A 23,801-nucleotide genomic window follows, 5' to 3' on the forward strand; every position below is an offset into this window, starting at 1 on the left:
GCATAAAGCCTTATATATGATAGTCTTGTAGAATTAAGTAGTAGTAGATTTACTTGACTATATTCAAAAATGAATAAATCATATATATCATAGGTTAACTATGACAATATAATTATACAATACTACTATTTTTATTTCAATAAAAAATCCTAAAAAAGTTAAAATAATTATATTTTTTTAATATCAATTTCCTTATATCTTGTTTTTGTTAAATTTGAAACAATTATTTTCAAATTTTCAATCTTATTTGTGGAAATGAAAATTCTCTTAGTTTTTAAATCATCGGAATTATAATCAAGACATCTTTTATTTATATACTTAACTTCAATCTGACCCTCAGGTCCAACCCCCGTTAAAACATATGACATATTTATTCCATCATAATCAAAATTAAGCTCACTATATTTTGACAAATGATACTTGAATATTCAATCATCAGTTAAATTCTTTTTATTTTTTCAATCTTGATATTTTTGTGATTTGCGATCAATATCCTTACCATATGTTAATCCGAGTATTCCAATTGGAAAAATTTTATATTTATCTAGTTTTTTGTTATAAAATACCTCTCACCCAATTGGTTTTCCACTATCAAAAAATACAAATTTTTCACTTCCAATTTTTTTGTATTTATGTGAAACATTAAAGTATTTTATAGTTTGAACTTTATCATAATATTTAAGTTTCTTGACTAAAACTTTCTTATCGTTATCGGTTACTTTAAAAATGTCATTTTTTAGAACATCTCTAAAGTAAAGAAAAGGATTTTTTATCAATTTGTCATCATCTGTTTTTTTACCAGAATATTCATCGTAAATTTTCTTTAAAAGATTAAATGTATTAATATCACTTTTATATATAAATAACCTATTATAATCTGTTGTAAATAACTTATCAAGTTCTTTTGTATCAGAGGTTGTGAATAAATCTAACTTCTTAATTTTTATTAATTGGCCATCGATTATTTTTCCAGAATACAAGGTCTCATTAAATAATGGACCATTATTTTTATTTCTTACTTTTCAAGTAAAAACATAATCAAAATTAGATATATCACCCTTAATTGTTCCAATATTTTCATTTGCTTTTGGAATAGAGTCAAAATCATAATCATCAAGTCTTTCAACCTTGTTATCTAAGATATCAAAAAGGCTACCAGCTCTTAATTTTGAATTAATCCTTATTAATGGTGATAGAGCGATCACAACAGCATCTTTTGCATGATGAGAATAATAATTTCTGTCTTTTTTTTCTAAATGTAAGACCTTATTTCTAATATAGGCAGTAAATCTTCCATTGATAGTTTTGATTTTCCACTTTTTATTAAGTTCGGCAATAAAATGCGTTAAATAATTCTTAACTTCTGTTGTTGCATATCGTGTATCATTTAAATTTCTAGATATAAATTTTTGTCTTGATTTTCAATCATTGAGTTCTGATTCATCGATAAGATTGTTATATTTATCTTTAAAATATTTATCTTTTTTATTACCATACAGTATAGTCATTCGCTCTTTAAAGTCATTGAAATCTCTGCCAATTGATCTAAAATATTGAAATGGAGTTCTCTTGCCCTTATCTTGGTTTTCTTTTCTGAGCACAAGAACCTTGTTTGTTTGTGAATCATCAAGACTTATTGAAAATGGAATAATATGGTCAATTTCACAATAATTTGGATCAGATTTTAAGCGTTCGATATCTATCGCTTGACCAGAGTAAACACATTTTCCATCTTGTTCATTTCGAAGAGAAAATTTTAATCAAGAATTTTTATTATCATTAAAATTACCATCATAATAATCTTTTTTTACTTTTTCCTTTTTTTCATTATTTTGTTTTATGATTCTATCCTTATATTTTTTAAGTTCTTTTGAGTTTTTTTCTCTAGCCATTTCGATTACAATATCATTAATATCAAAATCAAACAATGTGTCTATTTCTTTAATTATTTTAATAGATTCAATCAATGCTCTTTTTACAACAGGAGAAATGAAAAGATCACTTATTTTCTTTCTCAATATTGGTATTGACTTGAATTTTGTAATGTTTGTTTTTATTCCATAATCTGGTTTTATTTTGTTTTCATGAAAAATTTCCATTTGGTTTTTATTTGTTGATCACAATTCTTCTAATTGAGCTCGCATAGTCTTATATGAAAGCGAATGAGTTCCAGTTAAAGAAATTGTTGCAAGGATATCACATGTTTCATCATCTAAAAAATCATAACCTAATTCTTTTAGTTCTTCATATCTAGATTTCACTGATTGATATTTGGTTAAAACGCTGGTTATTTCATCAATTTTTATTAAATTTCCTAAATTAATAAAATCAATTGATTTTTCTTTTTTAATCAATATATTTTTTATCATTTTTATGCTTTCAAATTCTGTAAAATTATCCTTTGAACTATCTCCTGGTTTTACTCGATAACCAGTGATTTTATTGGGTTCCACATTGATATATTTTGCGATTGAATTTAAAGTAATATTTTTATGTTTTGGTTTGCTCTCAATACAATCGTTTATAATCTGTTCTTTTTCAACTCTTGATAAAGGACCTTCCTCTCTTCTAATTGTTAAATTATTAAGGTCGTTTAGAATATTAAAAATGTATGATGTTAATGATTTTTTTGGCGCTCTTTGTTCTGCGCTATTATAAGTGTCTCTACCAGCTAATCGATCAAAAAATTCTTCCTCACCACTTCAAGAATAAGGACTTGGATTGATATTTTTTTTATTTTCATCTTTAGGACCGGGACCTTCATAATATTCCCTTTTACGATTAAATAATGCAATATATTCTTCCTTAAATTTTTTTGAAATTACATTATTTTTTACCTGTGTATTTAAAAGAATTTCCAATTCTTTTAAATATCAATCATGAGCAATTAAACTATTGTTAGTATTTATACCTCTATAGCCACCGTGTTTTTGCCTCATTTCAATTTGAATATCTACTGGTAATCTATCCTCTTTTTCTTCAATATCTATAATATCTTTTTTTAATTTTTCTGATAAATCTTCTTTGTAATTAAACGTTCCCCTGTGTTTAATATAATTAAATAAGACCATTAATAGTTCTTCTAATTCAATTTTTTCTAAAAGAGCAGTCTTTCTCTTATCTAACATATCAAAATCAAAATTTAATGCATAAAAATCATCAACACTTTTTATATACTCATATTTTATAAATAAATCTATTAAATCATGCTTTCGTGTAATCTTTCTTCTCAAAATTCTACGTCTAGATCTTTGTTCTCGACGGGTTGAAGCGGTTTGATTATCACCCTTTGCAGCATTTGCTTCCTCAAATAATCTACTTCCAGCCTTAATAATACTCAAATTTTCTACATCAATGATTGCTCAACCTACAGATGCGATCCCTATATCTAATCCGATATTTACTTTTTTTCCCAAAATATTTACTCCTTATAATAAATTAATTATATCATTTTCTTAAAAATACTTTATTTATTTAAGTAAATGTATATATATAATATTAATGGAATTTTTATCCCCCATCCTTTTATATAATCTTGTTTCTATCAAGATAAAGAAAAAGAACCCCCAAATATTGATAAACTCATTTCCTTTAAAATATCCATTCCAATTACAAAATCAATACATTGATCTTTTAAATGATTATTTACAGAAAATAATCATTTAACTGGTGTATATTGAATTGGTGGAAGATTTTTATTTGTGTCATTAACATTGGCTATTTTAATACTTGAAGGGATAATAAAATTAAGTAAGTAGTTTTTTGCTATAAAAATACCATTTGGTGTTTGGAATTTTGTTTCAGAGAATGTTTGATTATACTCAATATTTTCATTATCAATTATATGTTTAGCAATAAACGATTTATTACAACCTGTATCTATTAATGCAATATATGGTTTTTGACTCACAGCTTTACTAATTTCTGATTGTGATAAAAGTAATATGTCTTGTTTATCTGGTTTTATAATAAAAAGTAAAATTTTCATTTGTAATTTTTCATCAATTTTACTAATTATTAAGCCCATAATTACCAAACTCCATTATCTAAAATATTAAAAAGTGGTTCCAAATCACTAATTCTTTGTATTATGTAATCATCATCCTTATTCTTAGAAAAATAATCTATTGCTTCACTCATTGTCTCAATTACACAAATAACATTACAATCCTTAACAACTATATATTGGTGTAGTTTATAATCTTTTAATAATTTTTTTTGATTTTCTTGAATTCATTCTTTATTTGTCATAATCGCCCATCTTTTTTATATATTTATTATACCAAAAATAAGCAAATGTACTTATTTGAATAATATAAATTATTCATTTTATTTTATAGAGTAACTACATTTTGATAAAAATATCCTCTTATTATTGTAAAAATAACTATGTAATTAAATTTTGCGGTTAATTTTTTCAATATTGGTATATTTACTATCTAATAACTCTCACACTTTAAAGTTTTTTTCAAACTCAATTATAAACATTTTTGTTTGTCTATTTACACTAGATATACTCAGTTATATATTAAAATGCATAGAAGCTAATTTAAATATTAATTACTAAAATTATTTACTCTTGAATGAATAATAATTGTCTTTAACTTAATGGTTAAAAAATCTAGATTTTTAAAAAATCATTATTAAATTTGTACATTTTAACACAATAAAAGATAATTTGGTCCTCTAAAATGAATTAATAAATACTATATAAATTCAGCAATTGATATTTCATACTTAGCCGATAAAAAATTTTTAGGCAAATCAATATTATATTTTAAAAATTTAGTAATATTTATAGGTTCTTGAATATTATATATCAAATAATTGTAAGAATCATTGCTATATCTTTCTGATAAATAGTATGAAAATTCTGGGTCTATATTTTTGATTTTCTCAGCAAGTTGTTTAATATTTAAACCATCGTTTGATAATTCTAGCGGTACAATATACTTAATTGTTTTTTCTTTTATTTGAATATCAGATATTGTTATTGTTTTTTTCTGATTTGAGTAAGATTTTACCTCAATCATTTGGCCATTATATATTATATCTGCCGTCGATGTTTCGAATAATTTTTTGCCTCCAATTTTGTGTATAAATAATGCTTCAGCAAAATCTCCAAGAAATTTTTTATATTCCTTTTTAGACCAGGAAAAATTATGATTCATAAATATTAGCGCTTCTCAAATTGAGCTTTGCATATTTATCATATGATTGTATAATATTTTTATAATTTCCTCTTCTCCTTTTACAATCATTCCACGTCTAGGTTTATCTGATAAATTAGTTTCAAACTTTATGAATGACAATTTGTTAAACTTAGAAGAGATATACGTGTTTTCCTCTTCTTCAAAAATTATTAACTTATTTTCATTTGTTTGTGGGTCAACGATATGGCAAAAATAGCAAAAGGGAACTTCTTCATTCACATCTAATTCTTTTATATATAGTAATTGTTCAAATTCATCCATATTGTTATTTTATCTTAATATACTCATAATTGCAAGCATTAAATTTATTAAGATAATTCCTTTCATATATATCATATTTTTTTGTTCATAAAATTAAATCTTTAATCTCATTATAGGCATTAATTACGTTGTCATTGACAAATATCATCATATGTTCTAACATTTTATTTCTATAACCAAATCATCTTGCCCTTTGGATTAAAGTTCCAGCACTTATTTTTTTTCCCATATTTACCATAACTTCTACTAATAGGTTTTTAAATGTTATTCCCCTACTAAGATTTTTTCCACCAATTAATATTTCAAAATTTTTATTTGATAATTCTTCGTCAGAATCACTATTTAATGTTTTAATTATATCAAAATTTAAATTACAAATAAAATTTGAAATTTTATCAATATCTTTGTGAAATCTGGGGTAATATTCTAATATTAATTTTGGCAGATTTTTTGTTTTTTTGAAATCATCTAGAGTTTTTCTAATGTATTTCTTTATAAGTCAATGGTCCTCTTTTTCGAGTTCTATATTAAGGAGAAATTGAGAATCTTTTAGACCTAGGGAAGCTGTTATGCAAATTCAATATAAAAAGGCTCGAAATACAATTTTTTCTCAATTGGGATCATTCATAACATAAAAGTTTTTATTATCAAATTTATTTATTCCACAATAATTATTAGGACTTTTTAGGACTTTATAATAATCATAATCATCAAATTTATAAATATTGTAAAATGGAGAAGCGGTAATGCTTATTTTTTTAAGATTATTTGTCTCAATAGATTTATATATTTTTATAATATCATTAGATATTGTATAATCATCTGCCTCATCATCTACTATAAGTATTTTTGTTGAAGGAGGCAGTGCGTTTATAATATCTACAATAGAGATTGACCTAACTTTTTGTTTAATTGACGATATAATAACCTTTTTTTTCCTTTGAAGATCTAAAATTAGATTATCACAATTTAAATTTGAATTAATATAGGTTGCAATATCATTACTAATTTTTTTAAATGTGTCTGTAAACCTATCTTGATTTTGAAATAAGATATCATTTGTTGACCCAGTCAGATAAAAAACAATATCTAATTTATCATTTTCAAATAAATGATTTATAACATAGATAAGGTTTAATGTTTTGCCAGACTGCACATCACCATAAATTAAAAAATTTTTATACTTATCATAGTTATTTATAATATGAACTCAATTAGCATTAAACAATGATAAGCTTTCATTCATCTCTTTTTCATCTTTTAGACCAAGAGTTTCCTTCAAGATATTATTAAAACGTTCACTAGAATCTATAGGTTCTTCTTTTTCTTGTTTTCCATATACCTTAATCTTTATTATTTTCATTTTCAAATAATTCTCCTACTTTATTTGCCCCACTAAAGGGATCGGTTTCTGGATTTTCAATTCATTCTATATATTGAATTGCAACTAATAATGTAATAGGAATTAATGCTTCTATATATCATTCTTTACTATTATTTATTTTTTTAAAAAAGGGATGTGATGTATAAACTGTTATATCAATTATTTTCTCACTCTTTCTCCTTTCGGTATTAAAAATATCAAAAGGCACTAATGAATTGTCATCTTTTATATAAATATCTCATCCACCATATTTTGAATATTTTATATTTACTCTCTTATTTTCATTATCAATTCCTAAAATTTTAATATCATCGTCTGGAAATTTTTGCTTAAATACAATCATAAGGTCATCACGGTCTTTATCTTTTATTTCTGGTGTTTTTGTTTTTATAAAATCGCGAGTTTTCATAATAAAAGTATTAAAAGCAATTCACACAGAATATATCTCCTTATCCAAGTCCGCTTTAACATTATCAGACATTGTAAATGTTGATTTATCTGTTTTTGTAAGTAACCCTATTTGGGCAAGATTGCACTCTCCTGCAAACCTATTTTCAGTTGAACCTGTCTCCATTTCTGAATTTTTTCACCCCATATATGGTTTTGTTTCTAAATCTTTATAACCACAATGATTAATCGCCCTTTTACCCTCAAACAATCTTATCCCTCTATATTGAGCATCTTTTTGGGGTAACATTCAAAAATTAAAATCAAGAGGCTTACCATCAATATTTACAGATATACCAAAATCAAAAACTATTTGATTTTCATCAAAAGATTTCTTCAACAAATCTTTTATTTTATCAAAAACTATCCTTGATGTTGAAGAATTTATTTTATCTCCCTCTTTCAAAATTCTTTTTTTAAAATTTTCATTAGCTTCATTTACAAAATTATCATAATTTTGCCTATTTAATTCTGACTTACTAAATATACCTACAACGTGCTGTTTAGGTTCGATTGGAACCTCAAATTTTCTATAAATTTCACTTTCATTATGCAAATATCTAAAATTAATCTCAATGTTTTCTTCTATAAGATATTTTATATAGCGAAAACTTAGTGTATCAATTATTTGTTTAATAGTTTGTTGAGATAATATTTTATCATTATGAATTTTTTCAATAAGAATTGTTGTTCCTCTTTTAGATGAACCACTATGATTTGGATAAATTGTAATTGGATTTTCCAAAGTCTCTTGTTCTGATGATTTAATTTTGACAATAAGCGGTTCATCTGTTCCATTATAAGTAGAAACTGTAAGATCTAAACCAAAAAAGAAAGCACATTGCTTTAGACCTCTTCCATGAACATTCATTAAAGATTTTTTTAGAGATATATTTTTGTTATTTACCCTATTTAGTTTAATTGCTTCTATAAGTTCAGATTCATTCATACCAAAGGCGTTATCGGTTACTTTTATAGATGCGTTAGAAACTACTTTATAATCATGGATTGTTTCTATATCGCCATTAAAATCAATTTCGATATCAATTTTAAGCTTTTCAGGTCACTCGTCTCCATAATGATTTTCGAATGAGGAAATTGAATTGTCAATTAATTCTGCTAACATTAAAAAATGTTTTGTATTTACATTTCTTAATGAAGTGTAATCCTTATATGTTCTTGGGTCATAATGTATGTTAAATTCATCATTTTTATTCATTTATTATATCAACCTCTATTTGTCTTTCTTTTAATATCGCTTTTGTTATATCAAATATATCTTCGTAATTAAAATTCTCACTTCTGCCCTTATTTTCTTTGATTTTCTCAGATTTTTGTATTAGAATACAATCTATGCCCAATTCATTTGATATTATAGCAGAAACACCAGAACCAGCATAGGGATCAAGAACTACCTTATGTTCTAGAATTGGTAACTCAAATAAGAATTTAATTAATTTATTACTTTTACGATAAGCAAAAAGAGAATCTGTTTCAGTTTTAGTTGAATTTTCACCTACAAATCTTTTATCTAATAAGTCAATGCTTGAAATTGGTTGACTTCTATCTTCATATACTATTTTATAATTAGATTTACATTCACTATCAATTTTACAATTTGTATAAGTTTTTTTATAAACTCGGTTATTTTTAAATACAATAAAGTCATTTTCTATGGCAAAATTGATTTTATTTGCTGACCATAGCCAACATCAATCTTTTAAAAAATGTCTTTCTTTTCTATCTCTTCAACTCTGAATATCCCCAGATGGATAATATGTAACTCCTTTATAATCAATTCCAAAGTCACTTGATGCACTATACAAAAAATCCTTGTAATCAAGCCTGCGCAAATGATAAAAGCCTCTCTTTTCGAAATGCTCATCTTTTAATTTATATACCGACTTATCAATTGCCTTTTTTTGAAAGGCAATATTCCCAGTAACATATACTAAAACAAAATCATTAATTTTTGATATTCTGTTTGTAGTTTTCGCAGTTGAACATGTCCTTCTTGGCATAACAGCAACACAACTATTTATTCCAAAAACATTATCCATAACAACCTTTGCATTTCCCAGTTCCTCAATACCTATAGATACATAAATAACAGATTTATATTGAATAATTTTTTTTATTTCAATTACCCTCTTTTCAAAACCTTCTTTTCATTCGTTAGGATTGTTAAAAACATCGTGATATATTAATTTTGAGTTTTTGGTATTATATGGAGGGTCAAGATACACTATATTTGGTTTCTCTTTAATTGTGGGGATAATATCTAGATTATCACCTTTGTAAAGCCTAATCACAATCATAACCTTTTTCTAATACAACTTTTTTATTAATAAATATTATATTAGAATCTTTCTTAACTGTAAAAAATCTTTGCTTTTCATCATTATTTAAATTTGAATATTGGTGAAAAATTTTTAAAATAGTAGACATTAGGTCATCAACAACAACATCTATTTTTAATTTTCTTTTAAAAATAACTGCAAGTCTTTCAGATAATGTTTCAATTTCTGTGCCATCTTCTCAGTATTTAAATATAAACCTTATTAATTCATCGTTATCATCTATTATTGTTTGCTTATTATATTTTTCTTTTTGAGACAACAAAAATTCGTTAATATAAATCGGACTATATCCCAATTCCTTAGCAACTTTATTTGCATCTTTATATTTATCTATTAAATTATTAATTAACATATACAATTTTCCCTTAAAATCTCCATCATTATAAATATCATTAACTATATTACATATTCTCTTAAAGTTGAGCTTGTGATTATCTGCAATAGATATAAGATATAATATTTCATTTTTTTGTTGATTAAAGGATTCTTTATTAAAACATGTAAGGTAAAATCTAATTTTTAATAACATTATTAGTTCATCATTTAAAAGGTTATCTCAATCTTTGTAATTCAATACTCAATTGCCTATTTCCTTTATATTTATCTTAACAAAAAATTTAATATAGTACAAATATTCCAAATCTTCGCTAATATTTCATCTGGATAATACTCACTTTTTTGTAGATTCAAGACCATTTAAATAAATATGCATATCTACCGATTTTTTAGTTGCTTTGCAATTTAAAAAATAATTGTTATTAGCCAATTTTTTTATATTTTCAATTTTATATCTAGGCAAATAATTTTGTGCATCTATATCCATTATATATATTATAATCTATTTTTTAAGATGGTATTAAAAAATGCACACAATAAATAACATAGAAATAAAATTATTAAATAGTAAATATTGGTCTATTTCAAAAATAATAACTCTAGTTTTAGTAAATTATGTATCTTTATTACTTATATTATAGAAACATAAGAAAGCTAGGTGTAATTTGGTACACTTAGCTTTCTTTTTGCTGTAAAATGTTAATAATATATTTAATTAAATAATTTGTAATTTAAGAAAATTTTCTATATATTATGATAATTAGTAATAATAAGTAAGACTGTTCACATTTAAGTACTGCTTTTTTTATTAACCATATTATTAGAACCAATCATTTTGTACAAATTATAAAATTTTTGTGCCATAATTAATAATACTTGCGTTGTTAGCATTTGGTCTTCCGCATGCATAAATAAAACCTTAAAATCATGTTTAACTCCTTGTGCTTCTTGAACTATAATATCCATATGGGCTTTTTCTGCAATTATCATATATTTGTCAGCTTCTGCTAACAACTTATCTGCTTCCTCAAATTTATTTTCTTCCATACAAGAAATAGCCATTATAGAGTTTGACTTTGCAGCGCCAGCATTACTGATAATTGTCATACTAATTTCATCTCATAATATTTTTTCCATTATAATATTGGTCCCTTTCTAGATTTGTCATATTCATCTAGTCATTTTTTATTTGGTTCAATAATAGTTAATTTTTTTAAATCATTACTTGGCTTGGCAATATATATTTTAACATCATTTTGATAATTGCCAACAACAAATGAAAACTCACAATTTGTTCCAACTCCTCAGTTTCCATTTTTATCAATTGCCACAATTGAAATTGAACCACAAGAACCTAATTTTGTTTTTAACTTATTTGTAAATTTGCAAACAATATCTTGAACTAATTCTTTAATATTTTTTCCATCTTTAATTTGCCTTACAACTTCAAATGACAAACATCCCTTAAATATATCCTCCCCTAATCCAGTAGCTGTCGCTCCTCCAATTTCAGTTTCACAATAAAATCCACTTCCAACAATTGGAGAATCACCAATTCTACCTTTCTTTTTCATAAATAATCCACTTGTTGAAGTTGCACTAAATATATTTCCTTTTATATCAAGAGATACCATTCCAACAGTATCGTGCCCATCATATGGGGATAGATGTGGGTTATCACTTAACATTTTTTTTCTTTTATTGTAATGAGATATCGCTCTATCACTTAACATATTTTTAATTAAAAAGCCATTATTTTTTGCATACTCTTTGCCACCATCACCAACTAAAAAAGAATTATATTTTTCTTTACTTAAAGATCTTGCAACCTTAATTGGGTTTGAAATGTCACTAACCCCAGCAAGTGCACCAACTTGTAATGTTTGACCATTCATAAAACCAGCGTCCAATTCAACCTCACAGTTTTCATTAGGTAATCCACCAAAGCCAACTGACTTAAAGTATTGATTGTCTTCAATCATAGATATTGCTCTAACTATAGCCTCACCATTTTTATCTTCAGATTTTAAAAGATTAATGTTTTCTTTAATTGCCTCATATGCCATTCTTCATGTTCCTATAAATGCATATTTCATATTACTTAGTCACCTTAATATTTTCTATAATGTTTCCATTATCGACAATATTATATTCTTCGATCTTATTAGTATTGCAAATTTTTTCGACAATATTTGTCATACTATCTTTTGACATTGCTGTTGCTACTGTTTTTCCATTAATTCTTATTTTATATCCCCCGTATTCAACAACATCTACTTGTAACTTGATATTATTTAATTTACTTGATTTGTAGTTTACACTTTGTAATTTTTCTAAACTTTTTTGTTCTTGTTTTGTTAATTTGATTAAATGTAATTTTTCTTTTCTTATTTCTGGGTCTAATTTTTTAAATTCTTCTTTTTGTTTTTTAATTTCTAATGTTTTTATTTTTTTTAATCTTTTTCTTTCAACAACCATTTCTTTATACTCAAGAACATCATTTTTAACATGTGCAAGAGCAGAATCTCTTGTCATTCCTTTATCCATATAAGTTTTTACATTTAAGTTAAAGTGATATTTATTTGCAATTAGTACAAATGGAATATATCAAACAAATGCAATGACTAAGCAAAATCATGAAAGAACAAATGCTTTTCAATCTAATCCAGAAGATAATAATGCTCCAACCCCTGGAGGAAGTGTTCAAGGGACAAGTATATATGATTTGTGAACCATACCAAATGGACCAACGAACAATCAAGCAACAAAGGTTGTAATTGGCATAGCAAACATAGCAGCGATTCCATAGATTGGATGCAACATTACAGGGATTCCAAATGTTACAGGTTCATTAATTGAGAAAATACCAGGAACAGCTGCAATTTTTGCAACTTCTTTATGTTCTTTAACCTTACCATATATAGAAATTGCCAAAAGCAAGGCACCAGTGTGTCCTCAACCAGTTGTTTGTGCATAGCTTTCTAAAAATTGAATATTAACAACATCTAACATCCCTTTTGCATTTGAAATATTGTAACCAAATTTGCTAACAGCATCTGCATTTTGAACAAACATTTGCATTAGAAATGGATAAAATGCACCATTAACAACAGATGAACCATTTAGACCAAAGAATCAAAAGAAACCAATTAGAAATTGGTATAAGACACCAAACCCCAATCCGACATTATTACCAGAGATTAAAACACTAAAAGGAGCAGAAACTAGTTTATAGAATAGCCCAACAAATCCATATTCTCCACCTAATAATACTGGTTTATTATTATTGTCATTTATATTTCAATTTGTATAATTTCCGATGGCTCAACATCCAGTATTAAAACTTGAAACAATTATAAATACAATAGCAACTGGAAATAAAAGTGAAAATCCTGTCGCAACCATTGGTGGAACTTGCTTTGGCATTTTAATTAATAATCGATTATTAGTTGCAAATACTTTATAAAGTTCTACAACAAGAAATGTTTGAATAATTGCAGCTAACATCCCTTTAGAATCATAAAAATAATTAAATTTTGAACTATCAGATTTGAATGTTGCAGCAGTTATCATAAATAATACTAAATTGAAAACTCCGACAAACATTGGATTTTTAAGATTTATTTTTTCAGCATAAATATATGCCAACATTAGAGCGATCATTAATGAAAATGTTCCTAATGTGAAATTAAAAATTGTACTAAATATTTTTTCTCCAACCTTGTTTGCTGTACTTCATCCACCAGTTACAACTCATGTTCCACTAGAGTCATCTACCTTACCAGTGGCTTTTGCTAAAAGTCCTAGTAGAGAAGTTTCCAAGGTATCTCCAGCGCCAAATAATATAATTCCCAATAAAAAAGAAATAGAACCACCAATGATAATTGGTGTTAAAATTCCAAACGCATCTCTAATTGCGGTTAGATGTCTTTGACTTGCAAATTTTGTCATCGCTGGCATCATTTTATTATTAATTCAGTCTTTTGCTGTAAGTTTTGTTTTTTTCTTACTTTCCTTTTTTATCATAATATCCCCCTTCTTTGCCATTATTTAAAAAATTAATAATTCCTTTAACCATTGACCCTGTTGCTCGGTTATCAGATACACCAGTTCCTCCAATGTCTAAGTGAATAAATTTTGTTTCATTTGTAATAAATTCTTGTAAAAAGGCAGCCGCTTGTGAAGAACCACCATATTTTTTTATTGGGGCATTGGTAATGTCTCCCAACTCTGATGATAATATTGATCTTGTATTTTGTCAATGAATTGGCAATTCTCACACTTCATCACCAACTTTATTGCTATGTATCATAAAATTTTTAGCAAATTTTCTATCATTTGAGAACAAACCAGCCATGTACTTTCCAAGGGTAATAGTTATTGAACCAGTTAATGTAGCTAATGTGATTAATGTTTGAATATTATATTTTGATTGAATATAACTCATTGTATCTGCTAAAATTAATCTTCCTTCTGCATCTGGATTGTCAATCTGAACTGTTTTTCCCGAATATGATTTAATAACTTGTGATGGTAAAATTGAGTTAGCTGTTATAGTGTTTTCACATAATGGAACAGCTACAACTATATTTAAGATTGAGTTATTTTTAACTAAATAATCAAAAATAGCAATTGCACTAGCACCACCACATTTATCAAGTCTCATTGTTCTAATCGAATCACTATTCTTGAGTGCATATCCACCTGCATCAAAAGTTACACCCTTACCAATAAGAGCGATAGTTTCATTTGAATTTGGATTATTAGTAAATGATAATTCTAATAAATATGGTTTATTTATAGATCCTTGTCCAACTGAAGATAATAAATTAAGATTCATTTTTTTTAAGTTAATCTCATCAATAATATTTACCTTAACTTTTTTATCTACAATAAAATGGTTCTTGACAAGTTTACAAATACTTTCAGGGGTACCATCGTCAAGAGAATCTAGATCTGCAATATATTTTGCTCAATAGACACTATTTAATAATGAAATTTGCCTATTTTTATCTTCATTAATTTCACCCAGAAAATATATAACTATATCTTGTTTATTATTGTTGCCTTTCTTACTATATTTTTTTGCATAATTTGCAAATAATATTTCTAATAATACTTGAAATAAAAATTTATCCTTATAATCAATTAAATCTATACATACATTTCCCATTGATGGCAATTTTATTTTTGTTAGTCGCTCTATTAATTGACTAACATTATATTTATAATCTAAATTTATATTTATAATAATTTGATTTTTATTAACTGTTAAATATGTATCGTCACTTGTTAATACTTTAATCTTTATTATATACATCTCACTTAAAATTGAATTAATTTTTTGAAATTTTAGCACCTCTTACCAACCCCTTATATATATGTAGTGTTATTTGTTTTGATCTTTTATCAAATTCTTTATTAAAATTAATAAGACCAATTGTTTCTCTAAATCCTTTTAGGTTTTTTTCAAACATTATTACCTCACTAAATTCTATTTGTGTTTTTTTAGGTTTTAAATATTGAAGATAGTATGTTGTTTTATATACTTTATTTTCTATTCGTGTTGTTAATTGATAAATATTTGGAGGGTTGAAAGATGTAAGTTCATATTTCTTTCCGTCTTTACTTTTAAATATATCACCAACTCGATATTTATCTAATTTATGATAGTTTACTCCATTTAAAGTTTGAAATGAAATTTTTATTATTTGATTAAAACATTCCTCAATTGAAAATGGAAGTTTAAACTTTACAGATTTACTAAGGTTACTATTTTTTGTAATATCTTTTTTAAAAAAAGGGTCCTTATGATTTTTTATTTTTTGCAATTAAAGTTTATCTTTCAATTTCATAATTACACTTTTACCATCCATCATACCATAGTCTTTCATATCGATCACCTCGACTGGTGTATTATTTGATGATTGTAAAAAACGATTTAGTTCATATCTTACCTGAGGACCAAGCAATATATAATCAACATCATTGACTTTTGATATTGCTGTAGAAACAGGCTCAGCCCATATTTCTAATTCTAAATTAATTTCCTTAGCAGCGACCTTCATTGATTCAACCATCATCGATGTTGACAATCCAGCTCCACACGCTAATAAAATTTTTTTCATAATTTATTTCCTTTCTTATTTTTATAGTATAATTTTTATATTAAGGAGTAAATAATATGACAAGTATATTAATAATTATTATATCAATCTTATTAATTGTTCCACTTGCAATATGAAGTTGGATTAAAATGATTAGAAAAACAAGAGGCTACCAAATATGGTTTAAAAAAGTATTAATATTTTCTTTTGCAATTTGTTACTGCTTGGCCTTAGTCTTTTTAATTATCATTGTCATAATTTTAATGCGATAATATATCTATTACACACACTAATATTATAGTGCAAAAATAAAAATAATCTACATTGCTGTAGATTATTTTTTTTCATTTTTTTGAAAAATAATATAGTTAGAAAAAACTAAATTATAAAGATTAAAAAGTGCCCCTCCTCTAATTGAATATAAATTTCAAAACTCACTCTCAATGTCTAAAAGATTAATTGTTAATGTTGGAGTGTAATTATATTTTTGTGGTTTTGATGAAATATGAACCCATTTAGCATTATGTAATAATGCATTCTTACCCAAGTCAATAACCTCTTTGTTTTCATTTGATAAACTAATTGTAATTATTAATTTATTTTTTTTACTTGCATTAGTAATTCCTTGTAAAAGATGTAGATCTTGTTCAACAATACAATTTTTACCAGACGATATTAACTTATTTTTAAAATCAATTGATTGATTATAGTTTATATTCATGCCACAAATTATAATTTGTTCACTCTTTAAAATCATTTTTGCAAATTTTGAAATAACATCTGATTTTGCTAAATTTTTCAAAATCTGATTTTGCTTATCAACAATATCAAAATACTTATCAACAAAAGAATCCATATTCATAAAACTTTCTTCATTAAATATAAGTTCATAATCATTTAAAACAAAGTTGTCATTGATCATCATTATTTCTTTTCTAAAGTTTATAAACCCTTCAAAACCAAATTCTTTACAAAATCTAGTAATTGTTGCTGGTGATTGATTTGTTGAATGTGATGCTTTTTTTATTGAAATATCACTAATATTATTTCAATTTGCTAAAAAGTATTCAGCTATTAAGCGATTATTTTCATTCATAGCAATCTTTTTTTTGTTTATTTCTTTATATAAATTACTTAAACTCATAAAATAATTCCTTTCTTTAATTATATTGATTTTTTCAAAAAAAAGAAAGAAATTAGATATTTGGGCTATTTTTGTTTAAAAGTCTTTTTTAATTGTTAGAAATAAATATCTAATTAAATAAATTGTAAAAGGAATAATTTTTTAATATACTTTTTCAAGTATAAAAAATGTTTTTTTATAAATTTAATGTCATTTCTTCTTGGAAATGGCATTTTATTTTGGAAAGGTAAATATCTGCTGGGGTATGCCCATTGCTTTTGATAATTATTCTTTCATAATATTCCCATTGCTTTTAACAGTTATTTTTTCATAATTATAATATATATATTCCCACAAACATCTGAAAATGTTTTTTGATATAAAACATATTTATACTCAGTTTTTAATTGAGAAAAAAATGTTTCTGCTACAGCATTGTCAATAGAATTACATAGTCTTGATAATGATATAAATAAGTTTTCTTTTTTAGAAAATTTTCTAATTCAAATTGAAGTATATTGATAACAATTATCACTATGAATTATTTTTATTTTCCTTTTATCGTGATATGTTGAGCTGCTTTTCATGTATCCATATAATGTTTGCTATCGTTTCTTTCAGATACTTTGTATCCAACAACAAATCCAGTTTTTAAATCCTTTAAAATACTCAAGTATGCAAATTTATTACTATATTTTATATAGGTAACATCAGTTGCTCACAATTAATTTTTTTGGTAAAGATCTCATTAGCTATTAACAATATTAGTATAACCACTATTACGTTTTTTAATCTCATTTTGTTTTTTAAATCTTTTTTGACCCTTATCTTTGATTTTAAGACTAGAATTCTCATATATCTCGCTATTTTAGACCAACTAATTTGCATTGTTCTATTTAAAATGAATTTTATTTGTGGAGAACCATACAAACCATTGTGATAATTAAAAATAATATGTATTTTTTTAGCCGAACTTAAATCAAAATCTATTTAATACTTTTTTAATATCTCAAGCTCCAACTTTTTCTTTTAAGTTGTTTATTTAATCTAACAATTTAAATGTCTTTTGTTTCCTTTAATAGTTATTAACTTTATGCCCATATTTTTAAATTTACTAATATTATTTTCTAATGCTTTTTCTCCATAAATTTCATAATCCAAGCACCATCTCCTCACAGTGTGATATGAGACATTATTTTTCTCAGCTAAAACTCTAAATATTAAACCCCAATCAAAATGTTACTTAACAATTATTAAATTTTGTTCGTTTTTTAGAATATTTTTATATTTTTTTAATATCTTTGATAATTCCGTCAACTTCTATTTGAAGTAACTCACAAAATTTATTTTTTATAGATTCATTAATATCTTTTTTTTCGGTGTTAATAACATATTCTACATTAATTGATTCATCAGTTATATCATCTTTAACAGATTCTATAAAATTCAATAATCTTGAAAAAAAATCTTCAAAGTTTTTTTCAGAAGGATCTAATAATTTAAGATTAAATAACTTATCTCCTAAATTAATATCGATATATTCATCGTTTTCACTTAAACTTACTTTAATCCTTTTGTTTGATTGTTTCATATAAATCACCTCTTTCATGAAATGCATCTTTTCCACCCTCAAGAATTTCAACTGCTATTTCCTTTCATTTATACTTTGTTTGTGTTCCATCATTTTTTTGAAAATATTCTAAAAAGGGACTTCCTATATATGTTTCATTTTCAGAAGATTCTTCGCCTAATTCTCTATATATAACTGAATATGGTCATGTTCTAACTGCGATATTTGCATTATGTGTTGTTAAAACTATTACCTTATTATTTTTTGCAAGTGAATTAATTCTTGTAACAATTTCATCATTTGTAAAATAATTATCTAGTGATTTATCAGGTTCATCAAGGAAATAAAATTCTCGTTCTGTATCTAAATAGTTTGTCAACGTCAGCAATACTTCCTCACCAGTTGATGGATTATGGTCTTTTCCATTTTGATCAATAATTTTAGATCGCTTTCATATTAAATTATCAAATCTTAATTGATCTATTTTACTATCTTGCATTAATTTTTTAAGTTCCCTCATTTTTAAATAAAAGAGTTTATCTTTTCAATTATCAGCAATTTCACCAAGAAATTTAAGTGCTGTTTTTGAAAATTTTTCAGCTTTTATTTGTCATTTAGCCTCATCTGGGTTTGGGTTAATACAAAATTCATTGAATATTGATAATTGCAAATTAGGTCTTATAGAACCTATTTTAATTACGTTGGACTTAATTTTATTCAAACCTATTAATTTTAAAATTTTTTCAGAGTTACTTTTTAAAAATAAATAATTATGACATAGATCTAAACTATCTGGCATAGTGGGGTTCGATGTATTATCCTCAATTATTTTTTTTATACTTGATGAAATGGATTTTATAAAACGTGGACCCCTATATTCTTTACAAAGATTTTTTAGTTCATTTATTAATTTTTTTATTATTCTAAATATGTAGGATTTTGTAGTTAAAAAATCAGGAAATTCTTTATCTTTTTCATAGTCTTCAATAATTTTAAGCGATTTTTTCAAAGCTTCTATTTTGGTTAAATATCGGTCAAGTTCTGCATTATATTCTATAGGGGGTGTAGTTTCAATTTTATTTATAGTAAATATTTGTCATTTATGATATTTATCACTTTTTTTGTGTTCTTTGTAGTAATTTATTATTTTCTTGTAATTATTAAAAATATTAACAGTTTGTGGGATATCCTCTCCTTCAATCAATTTATTAATATCATCAAAATAATGAGTAATATCTTCTTCTATTTTTAATTTATTATTTAGTGAATCTATCATTTTTATATAATTAGATTTTGAGTCTTCTCATAATTTAATTATCTCACCATTATCCTTAATAATCTTATCTTTAATGGCTTTTAATAATTCAGTTTTCCCACTTCCTCTTGGACCAATGATAACATTAACATCCTTATAAATTGGAATCATATAGTTGTTTGCCCACCCATATGGTTTTATATCAAAATCACCATAATGTTTTTCTCTAATATATTTAGTCATAAATGTAGGGTCTTTTTTAAAAAAATGAATTAAATTTTCAAATGTATCAATCCTATTACGAATATCTGGTAATTTTGCATAATTTGGTTTATTTGTATCAAGGTCGTCGGAACCATTAATAGCAGGAACTCCTTGAATTGCTAAAATTTGAGTAGATGTAAGATTACTTGTTTCATAAAAATTAATAGATTTATGATCACTTAGTAATTCATATTCATGTTCTGCTAAATCAAATTTTCCTTTTTGTTTATTAGGCATGAGGCATATTTTGACAAAATCTTTAAACTTTTTCTTAAAATCAGTAATTTTTAATCTATATTCTTCAGGAACAACATTATTTATTAGTGATGATAATAAAATGTTTCATTCCTCTTTTTTTTCATTACTAACAATAACATTTAAATTATGTATTTTATCCTTCTCATCAAGAATGTCTAATTCAACACCAGGTAATAATAAAATATTTTTTTCTTTTAATTTTTTCTCTAAAAAATTAAATTGATTTAGATCAAAATAATTATGATTTGTTATTGCCAATATCATAACATTTGCCTCTTCTAGATCTGATACAAATTTTTCAACCTCTTTAGGATTAGAAATATCTAAATTTCTTGTATCTTTTTCACCTTGCTTAATTTTTAATGTATGCTTATGTAAATTTATTTTCATTTAAACTCCCTTAATTATTCAAAATTATATTATAATTTCTACTAAAAAAATAATATAATTTTTTACTTATTTCAAATACACTTCTTTCTACTGATAGCACAATTATTTTCTTTTTTATTAATTAAATATCTTTTATTATACTTTTTAAATTCATATTCCACCGCTTCTCCTACTAAAACACTTTTTTTCTTGATTGTGCCATTTTATCGGTGATTGATATTTCTTTTTCTTTGGTATTTTTATATAAGTTAATATGTCTTAATTACTCATTCTTTTTATTCTTATAATAATTATCTATTCAATTGTTTTCTTCTCTAATTTTTTTATTTCTTCTTTGTCTTTTAGTTATTAATTATTGTTTAAATTTATTTAAAATTTGTGAATATACTATTTTGCTTCTTCTTTTGATATTCTTACTCAGTAAATCATATTAAAATTGTTTTTTTAATTAGATTTCATATATAAATATTTTCTATCAATTATCAGTATAATTTATACTCATCTTTTTTTGGCAACTATTAATAAAGTCCTCTTTTATACAAATTGCCATTATAAAATCAAATCTATTGTCTAAAAATTTCTCTATAGTATTTTTAAATGTTATAATTATTTTTGGTTTGCTTCATATCTTTTTCTAACAATTTTTTTACTCTATTTAAATACTCAATACTTATTAATCAATAAAACTATGTATTTTCTTAAAATAATTCTTTTGCTTAACAAGTTCCAAATATAAAATTGGAATAAGATTTTTAAAAATCAGTCAGGATTAATCATAATAAATATATAATCAATCGCATGTTTTCTTTTTAGGCAATCTTAACCTAATATTATTAAATCATAAATATTATAAAAATGCAATAAAAAAAATAACTAAAATATTCATTTTTTTAAAATAATGGTTATTAAATTTAAAAAAATAATAGGCATATTATAGCATTTTAAATAAAAAACTGGGGAATCTATCCTCCAGTAAATTATGCCATTTTATTAATTATTAAAAGGCTAATATATTTTATTTAATTAAATCAAAAAAATCTGAATTTTTAAGATTAATTATTTGTTTATTTTTATTTGAAGTTATAGAGTAATTATTAATTCCCTCTATTCCTATATCACCGCTATCTTTAAAATTTTTTATAAATTTTAAAGTAACCAATGCAAGATTTGCAGCAAAATATCTCTCCAAAGCTGTGGGACTACCACCTCTTTGTATAAAACCCAATATATATGGTCTAACTAAGAGTTTAGTCTTGTTATGTATTAAATTAATAAGCTCCTCATAACTATTGTGCATTTTTTCTGTTATTGCAATGATAATACTCTTTTTACCTTTGCTAATTAACTCTAAAACTTTATATGTTATTTGTTCGAAAGAGAGTTTTTCTTCTGGCGTAGAACAAATATCTGCCTTTGCAGATATTGAGGCTATTTTTGTTAAATCACCACTTTTATCTCCCATAATTTCAATTATATAGCATCGCCCATGTGATTCAGCAGATTCTTTTAGGGCTTTAATTGAATTGGCAACAGTTTCAACAGCAGTCATAAAACCAAGACTAAAGTTTGTGTTTTCAACATTGTTGTCTATTGTTTCTGGGATTCCTATTGTTCTTATATTATAGTTTTTGATAATATTTTTTGCTAGATAACTACCATTACCACCAACTACAATTAATGTATCAATATTATTTGCTAATAAATTATTTACACAAACTTCTTGGATTTTCTTATTTTTAAATTCACAAAATCTAGAAGTTTTGATAATTGTTCCACCGTTATAATAGCTATACTCAATTTTTTGAAAATCTGTTTTGATAAATTTATTTTCATACAGTCCCTTAAAGCCTTCTTCGATTAAACAAATATCTAGATCATAATTGGGCGCATTATTAATTATCCATCTTATATAACAATTTATTCCCGGAGCATCTCCTCCAGAACATAGTAAGCCAATTTTTTTCATATTATTTTATTTTATATTTTTTGCCTTTCCATTAGAAGCTAGTAAATTAATTACTTTAATCGCATTGTTTTTTACAACATCAATCACTTCTTTATCCATTGATGTTCATGAACCTTCATAATTACTATTTTCAATGAATTGAACCATTTTTTTGTATGCACCAACTTTCAAAGCTTGACCAACATTTATTTTTGATATCCCAGCTTTGATTGCATTTTTTATTTGATCTTCTGGCGTACCACTAGTTCCGTGTAAAACTAAGATTGCTTGAGGTAGAGCCTTTGCAATTGCTTCGATTCTATCTATTTGCACCTCTATTTTACCTTTATTTTTTCCATGTTTTGTACCAACAGAAATTGCAAGAAAATCAACTCCTGTTTTATTATAAAACTCTACTGCTTCATTAACATCAGTGTAGGCTTGATTTGCTTCATATTCAACTTCATCTGTTCCGTGAACATGTCCAATTTCTCCCTCAACATTAACATTATATTTTTTAGCATAATCAACAACTTCTTTTGTAACTTTTACATTTTCTGCAAATTTCTTTAATGATGCGTCAATCATAACAGATTGAAATCCACTTCTAACAGCTCTTTTTATTGGTTCAACATTAAACCCATGATCTCAATGTAAAGCTATTGGTACTTTTGCATCCGAAATCATTCTTAAAGCCATTTGTGTTAATACATCAAAACCATGATGGTCAAACATTTTTTCAATTGTTTCAACAATTACGGGTGAATTTGTTTCTTCAGCTGCTTCAATTATTCCTTTTAATATTTCGAAATTATCAAAGTTAAATGCTGGGATTGCATATTTATTTTTTTTAGCATCTAATAGTAATTCTTTTGTACTTTTTATCAT

Annotated in this window: 22 protein-coding genes; all 22 read right to left on the minus strand. The window is 25.0% G+C overall.

The window, feature by feature from the left end; genetic code table 4:
- Positions 1–167: 167 nt before the first annotated feature.
- Positions 168–3,416 (minus strand): type II CRISPR RNA-guided endonuclease Cas9, encoded by a 3,249-nt coding sequence (cas9, locus tag AAHM97_RS03045; RefSeq protein ID WP_342268469.1) that lies wholly within the window; start codon positions 3,414–3,416, stop codon positions 168–170.
- 125 nt (positions 3,417–3,541) lie between these two features.
- Positions 3,542–4,027 (minus strand): hypothetical protein, encoded by a 486-nt coding sequence (locus tag AAHM97_RS03050; protein WP_342268470.1) that lies wholly within the window; start codon positions 4,025–4,027, stop codon positions 3,542–3,544.
- Positions 4,028–4,029: 2 nt separating this feature from the next.
- The gene (locus AAHM97_RS03055) at positions 4,030–4,251 is read right to left on the minus strand and encodes a hypothetical protein (RefSeq protein ID WP_342268471.1); all 222 of its coding nucleotides are present in this window, start codon (positions 4,249–4,251) and stop codon (positions 4,030–4,032) included.
- A 455-nt stretch (positions 4,252–4,706) separates the two neighbouring features.
- Positions 4,707–5,474, minus strand: coding sequence for a hypothetical protein (locus tag AAHM97_RS03060; protein ID WP_342268472.1), 768 nt, complete (start codon positions 5,472–5,474; stop codon positions 4,707–4,709).
- Positions 5,475–5,478: 4 nt separating this feature from the next.
- Positions 5,479–6,837 (minus strand): Z1 domain-containing protein, encoded by a 1,359-nt coding sequence (locus tag AAHM97_RS03065; protein WP_342268473.1) that lies wholly within the window; start codon positions 6,835–6,837, stop codon positions 5,479–5,481.
- Positions 6,818–8,524 (minus strand): ATP-binding protein, encoded by a 1,707-nt coding sequence (locus AAHM97_RS03070; protein ID WP_342268474.1) that lies wholly within the window; start codon positions 8,522–8,524, stop codon positions 6,818–6,820. Before AAHM97_RS03070 ends, AAHM97_RS03065 begins: the two co-directional genes overlap by 20 nt.
- On the minus strand, positions 8,517–9,623 hold the full coding sequence (locus AAHM97_RS03075; RefSeq protein ID WP_342268475.1) for a DNA methyltransferase: 1,107 nt from the start codon (positions 9,621–9,623) through the stop codon (positions 8,517–8,519). Before AAHM97_RS03075 ends, AAHM97_RS03070 begins: the two co-directional genes overlap by 8 nt.
- Positions 9,610–10,488, minus strand: a complete 879-nt coding sequence (locus tag AAHM97_RS03080) for a hypothetical protein (protein ID WP_342268476.1) — start codon at positions 10,486–10,488, stop codon at positions 9,610–9,612. Before AAHM97_RS03080 ends, AAHM97_RS03075 begins: the two co-directional genes overlap by 14 nt.
- A 302-nt stretch (positions 10,489–10,790) precedes the next feature.
- Positions 10,791–11,138: a PTS lactose/cellobiose transporter subunit IIA gene (locus AAHM97_RS03085; protein ID WP_342268477.1), complete on the minus strand. Its 348-nt coding sequence runs from the start codon at positions 11,136–11,138 to the stop codon at positions 10,791–10,793.
- Positions 11,138–12,097 (minus strand): N(4)-(beta-N-acetylglucosaminyl)-L-asparaginase, encoded by a 960-nt coding sequence (locus AAHM97_RS03090; protein WP_342268478.1) that lies wholly within the window; start codon positions 12,095–12,097, stop codon positions 11,138–11,140. Before AAHM97_RS03090 ends, AAHM97_RS03085 begins: the two co-directional genes overlap by 1 nt.
- A gap of 1 nt (position 12,098) precedes the next feature.
- On the minus strand, positions 12,099–14,027 hold the full coding sequence (locus AAHM97_RS03095; protein WP_342268479.1) for a PTS transporter subunit EIIC: 1,929 nt from the start codon (positions 14,025–14,027) through the stop codon (positions 12,099–12,101).
- Positions 14,008–15,360 carry a hypothetical protein gene (locus tag AAHM97_RS03100; protein ID WP_342268480.1) on the minus strand — a complete coding sequence of 451 codons (1,353 nt, stop codon included), beginning with the start codon at positions 15,358–15,360 and terminating at the stop codon, positions 14,008–14,010. Before AAHM97_RS03100 ends, AAHM97_RS03095 begins: the two co-directional genes overlap by 20 nt.
- A complete protein-coding gene (locus tag AAHM97_RS03105) occupies positions 15,338–15,832 on the minus strand; it encodes a DUF3284 domain-containing protein (protein ID WP_342268481.1) in 495 nt (164 codons plus the stop codon). The genes AAHM97_RS03100 and AAHM97_RS03105 overlap by 23 nt, the downstream gene beginning before the upstream one ends.
- Positions 15,833–16,129, minus strand: a complete 297-nt coding sequence (locus AAHM97_RS03110; RefSeq protein WP_342268482.1) for a PTS sugar transporter subunit IIB — start codon at positions 16,127–16,129, stop codon at positions 15,833–15,835.
- 313 nt (positions 16,130–16,442) lie between these two features.
- Positions 16,443–17,252 (minus strand): MurR/RpiR family transcriptional regulator, encoded by an 810-nt coding sequence (locus AAHM97_RS03115; protein WP_342268483.1) that lies wholly within the window; start codon positions 17,250–17,252, stop codon positions 16,443–16,445.
- Positions 17,253–17,551: 299 nt separating this feature from the next.
- Positions 17,552–17,818 (minus strand): hypothetical protein, encoded by a 267-nt coding sequence (locus tag AAHM97_RS03120; RefSeq protein ID WP_342268484.1) that lies wholly within the window; start codon positions 17,816–17,818, stop codon positions 17,552–17,554.
- The gene (locus tag AAHM97_RS03125; protein WP_342268485.1) at positions 17,779–17,955 is read right to left on the minus strand and encodes a DDE-type integrase/transposase/recombinase; all 177 of its coding nucleotides are present in this window, start codon (positions 17,953–17,955) and stop codon (positions 17,779–17,781) included. Before AAHM97_RS03125 ends, AAHM97_RS03120 begins: the two co-directional genes overlap by 40 nt.
- The gene (locus AAHM97_RS05360) at positions 17,928–18,221 is read right to left on the minus strand and encodes a transposase (RefSeq protein ID WP_425288834.1); all 294 of its coding nucleotides are present in this window, start codon (positions 18,219–18,221) and stop codon (positions 17,928–17,930) included. Before AAHM97_RS05360 ends, AAHM97_RS03125 begins: the two co-directional genes overlap by 28 nt.
- Positions 18,222–18,513: 292 nt before the next feature.
- Positions 18,514–18,822, minus strand: a complete 309-nt coding sequence (locus tag AAHM97_RS03130) for a hypothetical protein (protein ID WP_342268486.1) — start codon at positions 18,820–18,822, stop codon at positions 18,514–18,516.
- Positions 18,797–20,968, minus strand: a complete 2,172-nt coding sequence (locus tag AAHM97_RS03135; RefSeq protein ID WP_342268487.1) for an ABC transporter ATP-binding protein — start codon at positions 20,966–20,968, stop codon at positions 18,797–18,799. Before AAHM97_RS03135 ends, AAHM97_RS03130 begins: the two co-directional genes overlap by 26 nt.
- Before the next feature lie 1,015 nt (positions 20,969–21,983).
- Entirely contained in the window at positions 21,984–22,934 is a 951-nt protein-coding gene (locus tag AAHM97_RS03140; protein ID WP_342268488.1) for an ATP-dependent 6-phosphofructokinase, read from the minus strand.
- Between the two features lie 6 nt (positions 22,935–22,940).
- Positions 22,941–23,801 carry a class II fructose-bisphosphate aldolase gene (locus tag AAHM97_RS03145; RefSeq protein ID WP_342268489.1) on the minus strand — a complete coding sequence of 287 codons (861 nt, stop codon included), beginning with the start codon at positions 23,799–23,801 and terminating at the stop codon, positions 22,941–22,943.

The sequence above is a fragment of the Spiroplasma endosymbiont of Aspidapion aeneum genome, assembly GCF_964031045.1.
Classification (GTDB): domain Bacteria; phylum Bacillota_I; class Bacilli_A; order Mycoplasmatales; family Mycoplasmataceae.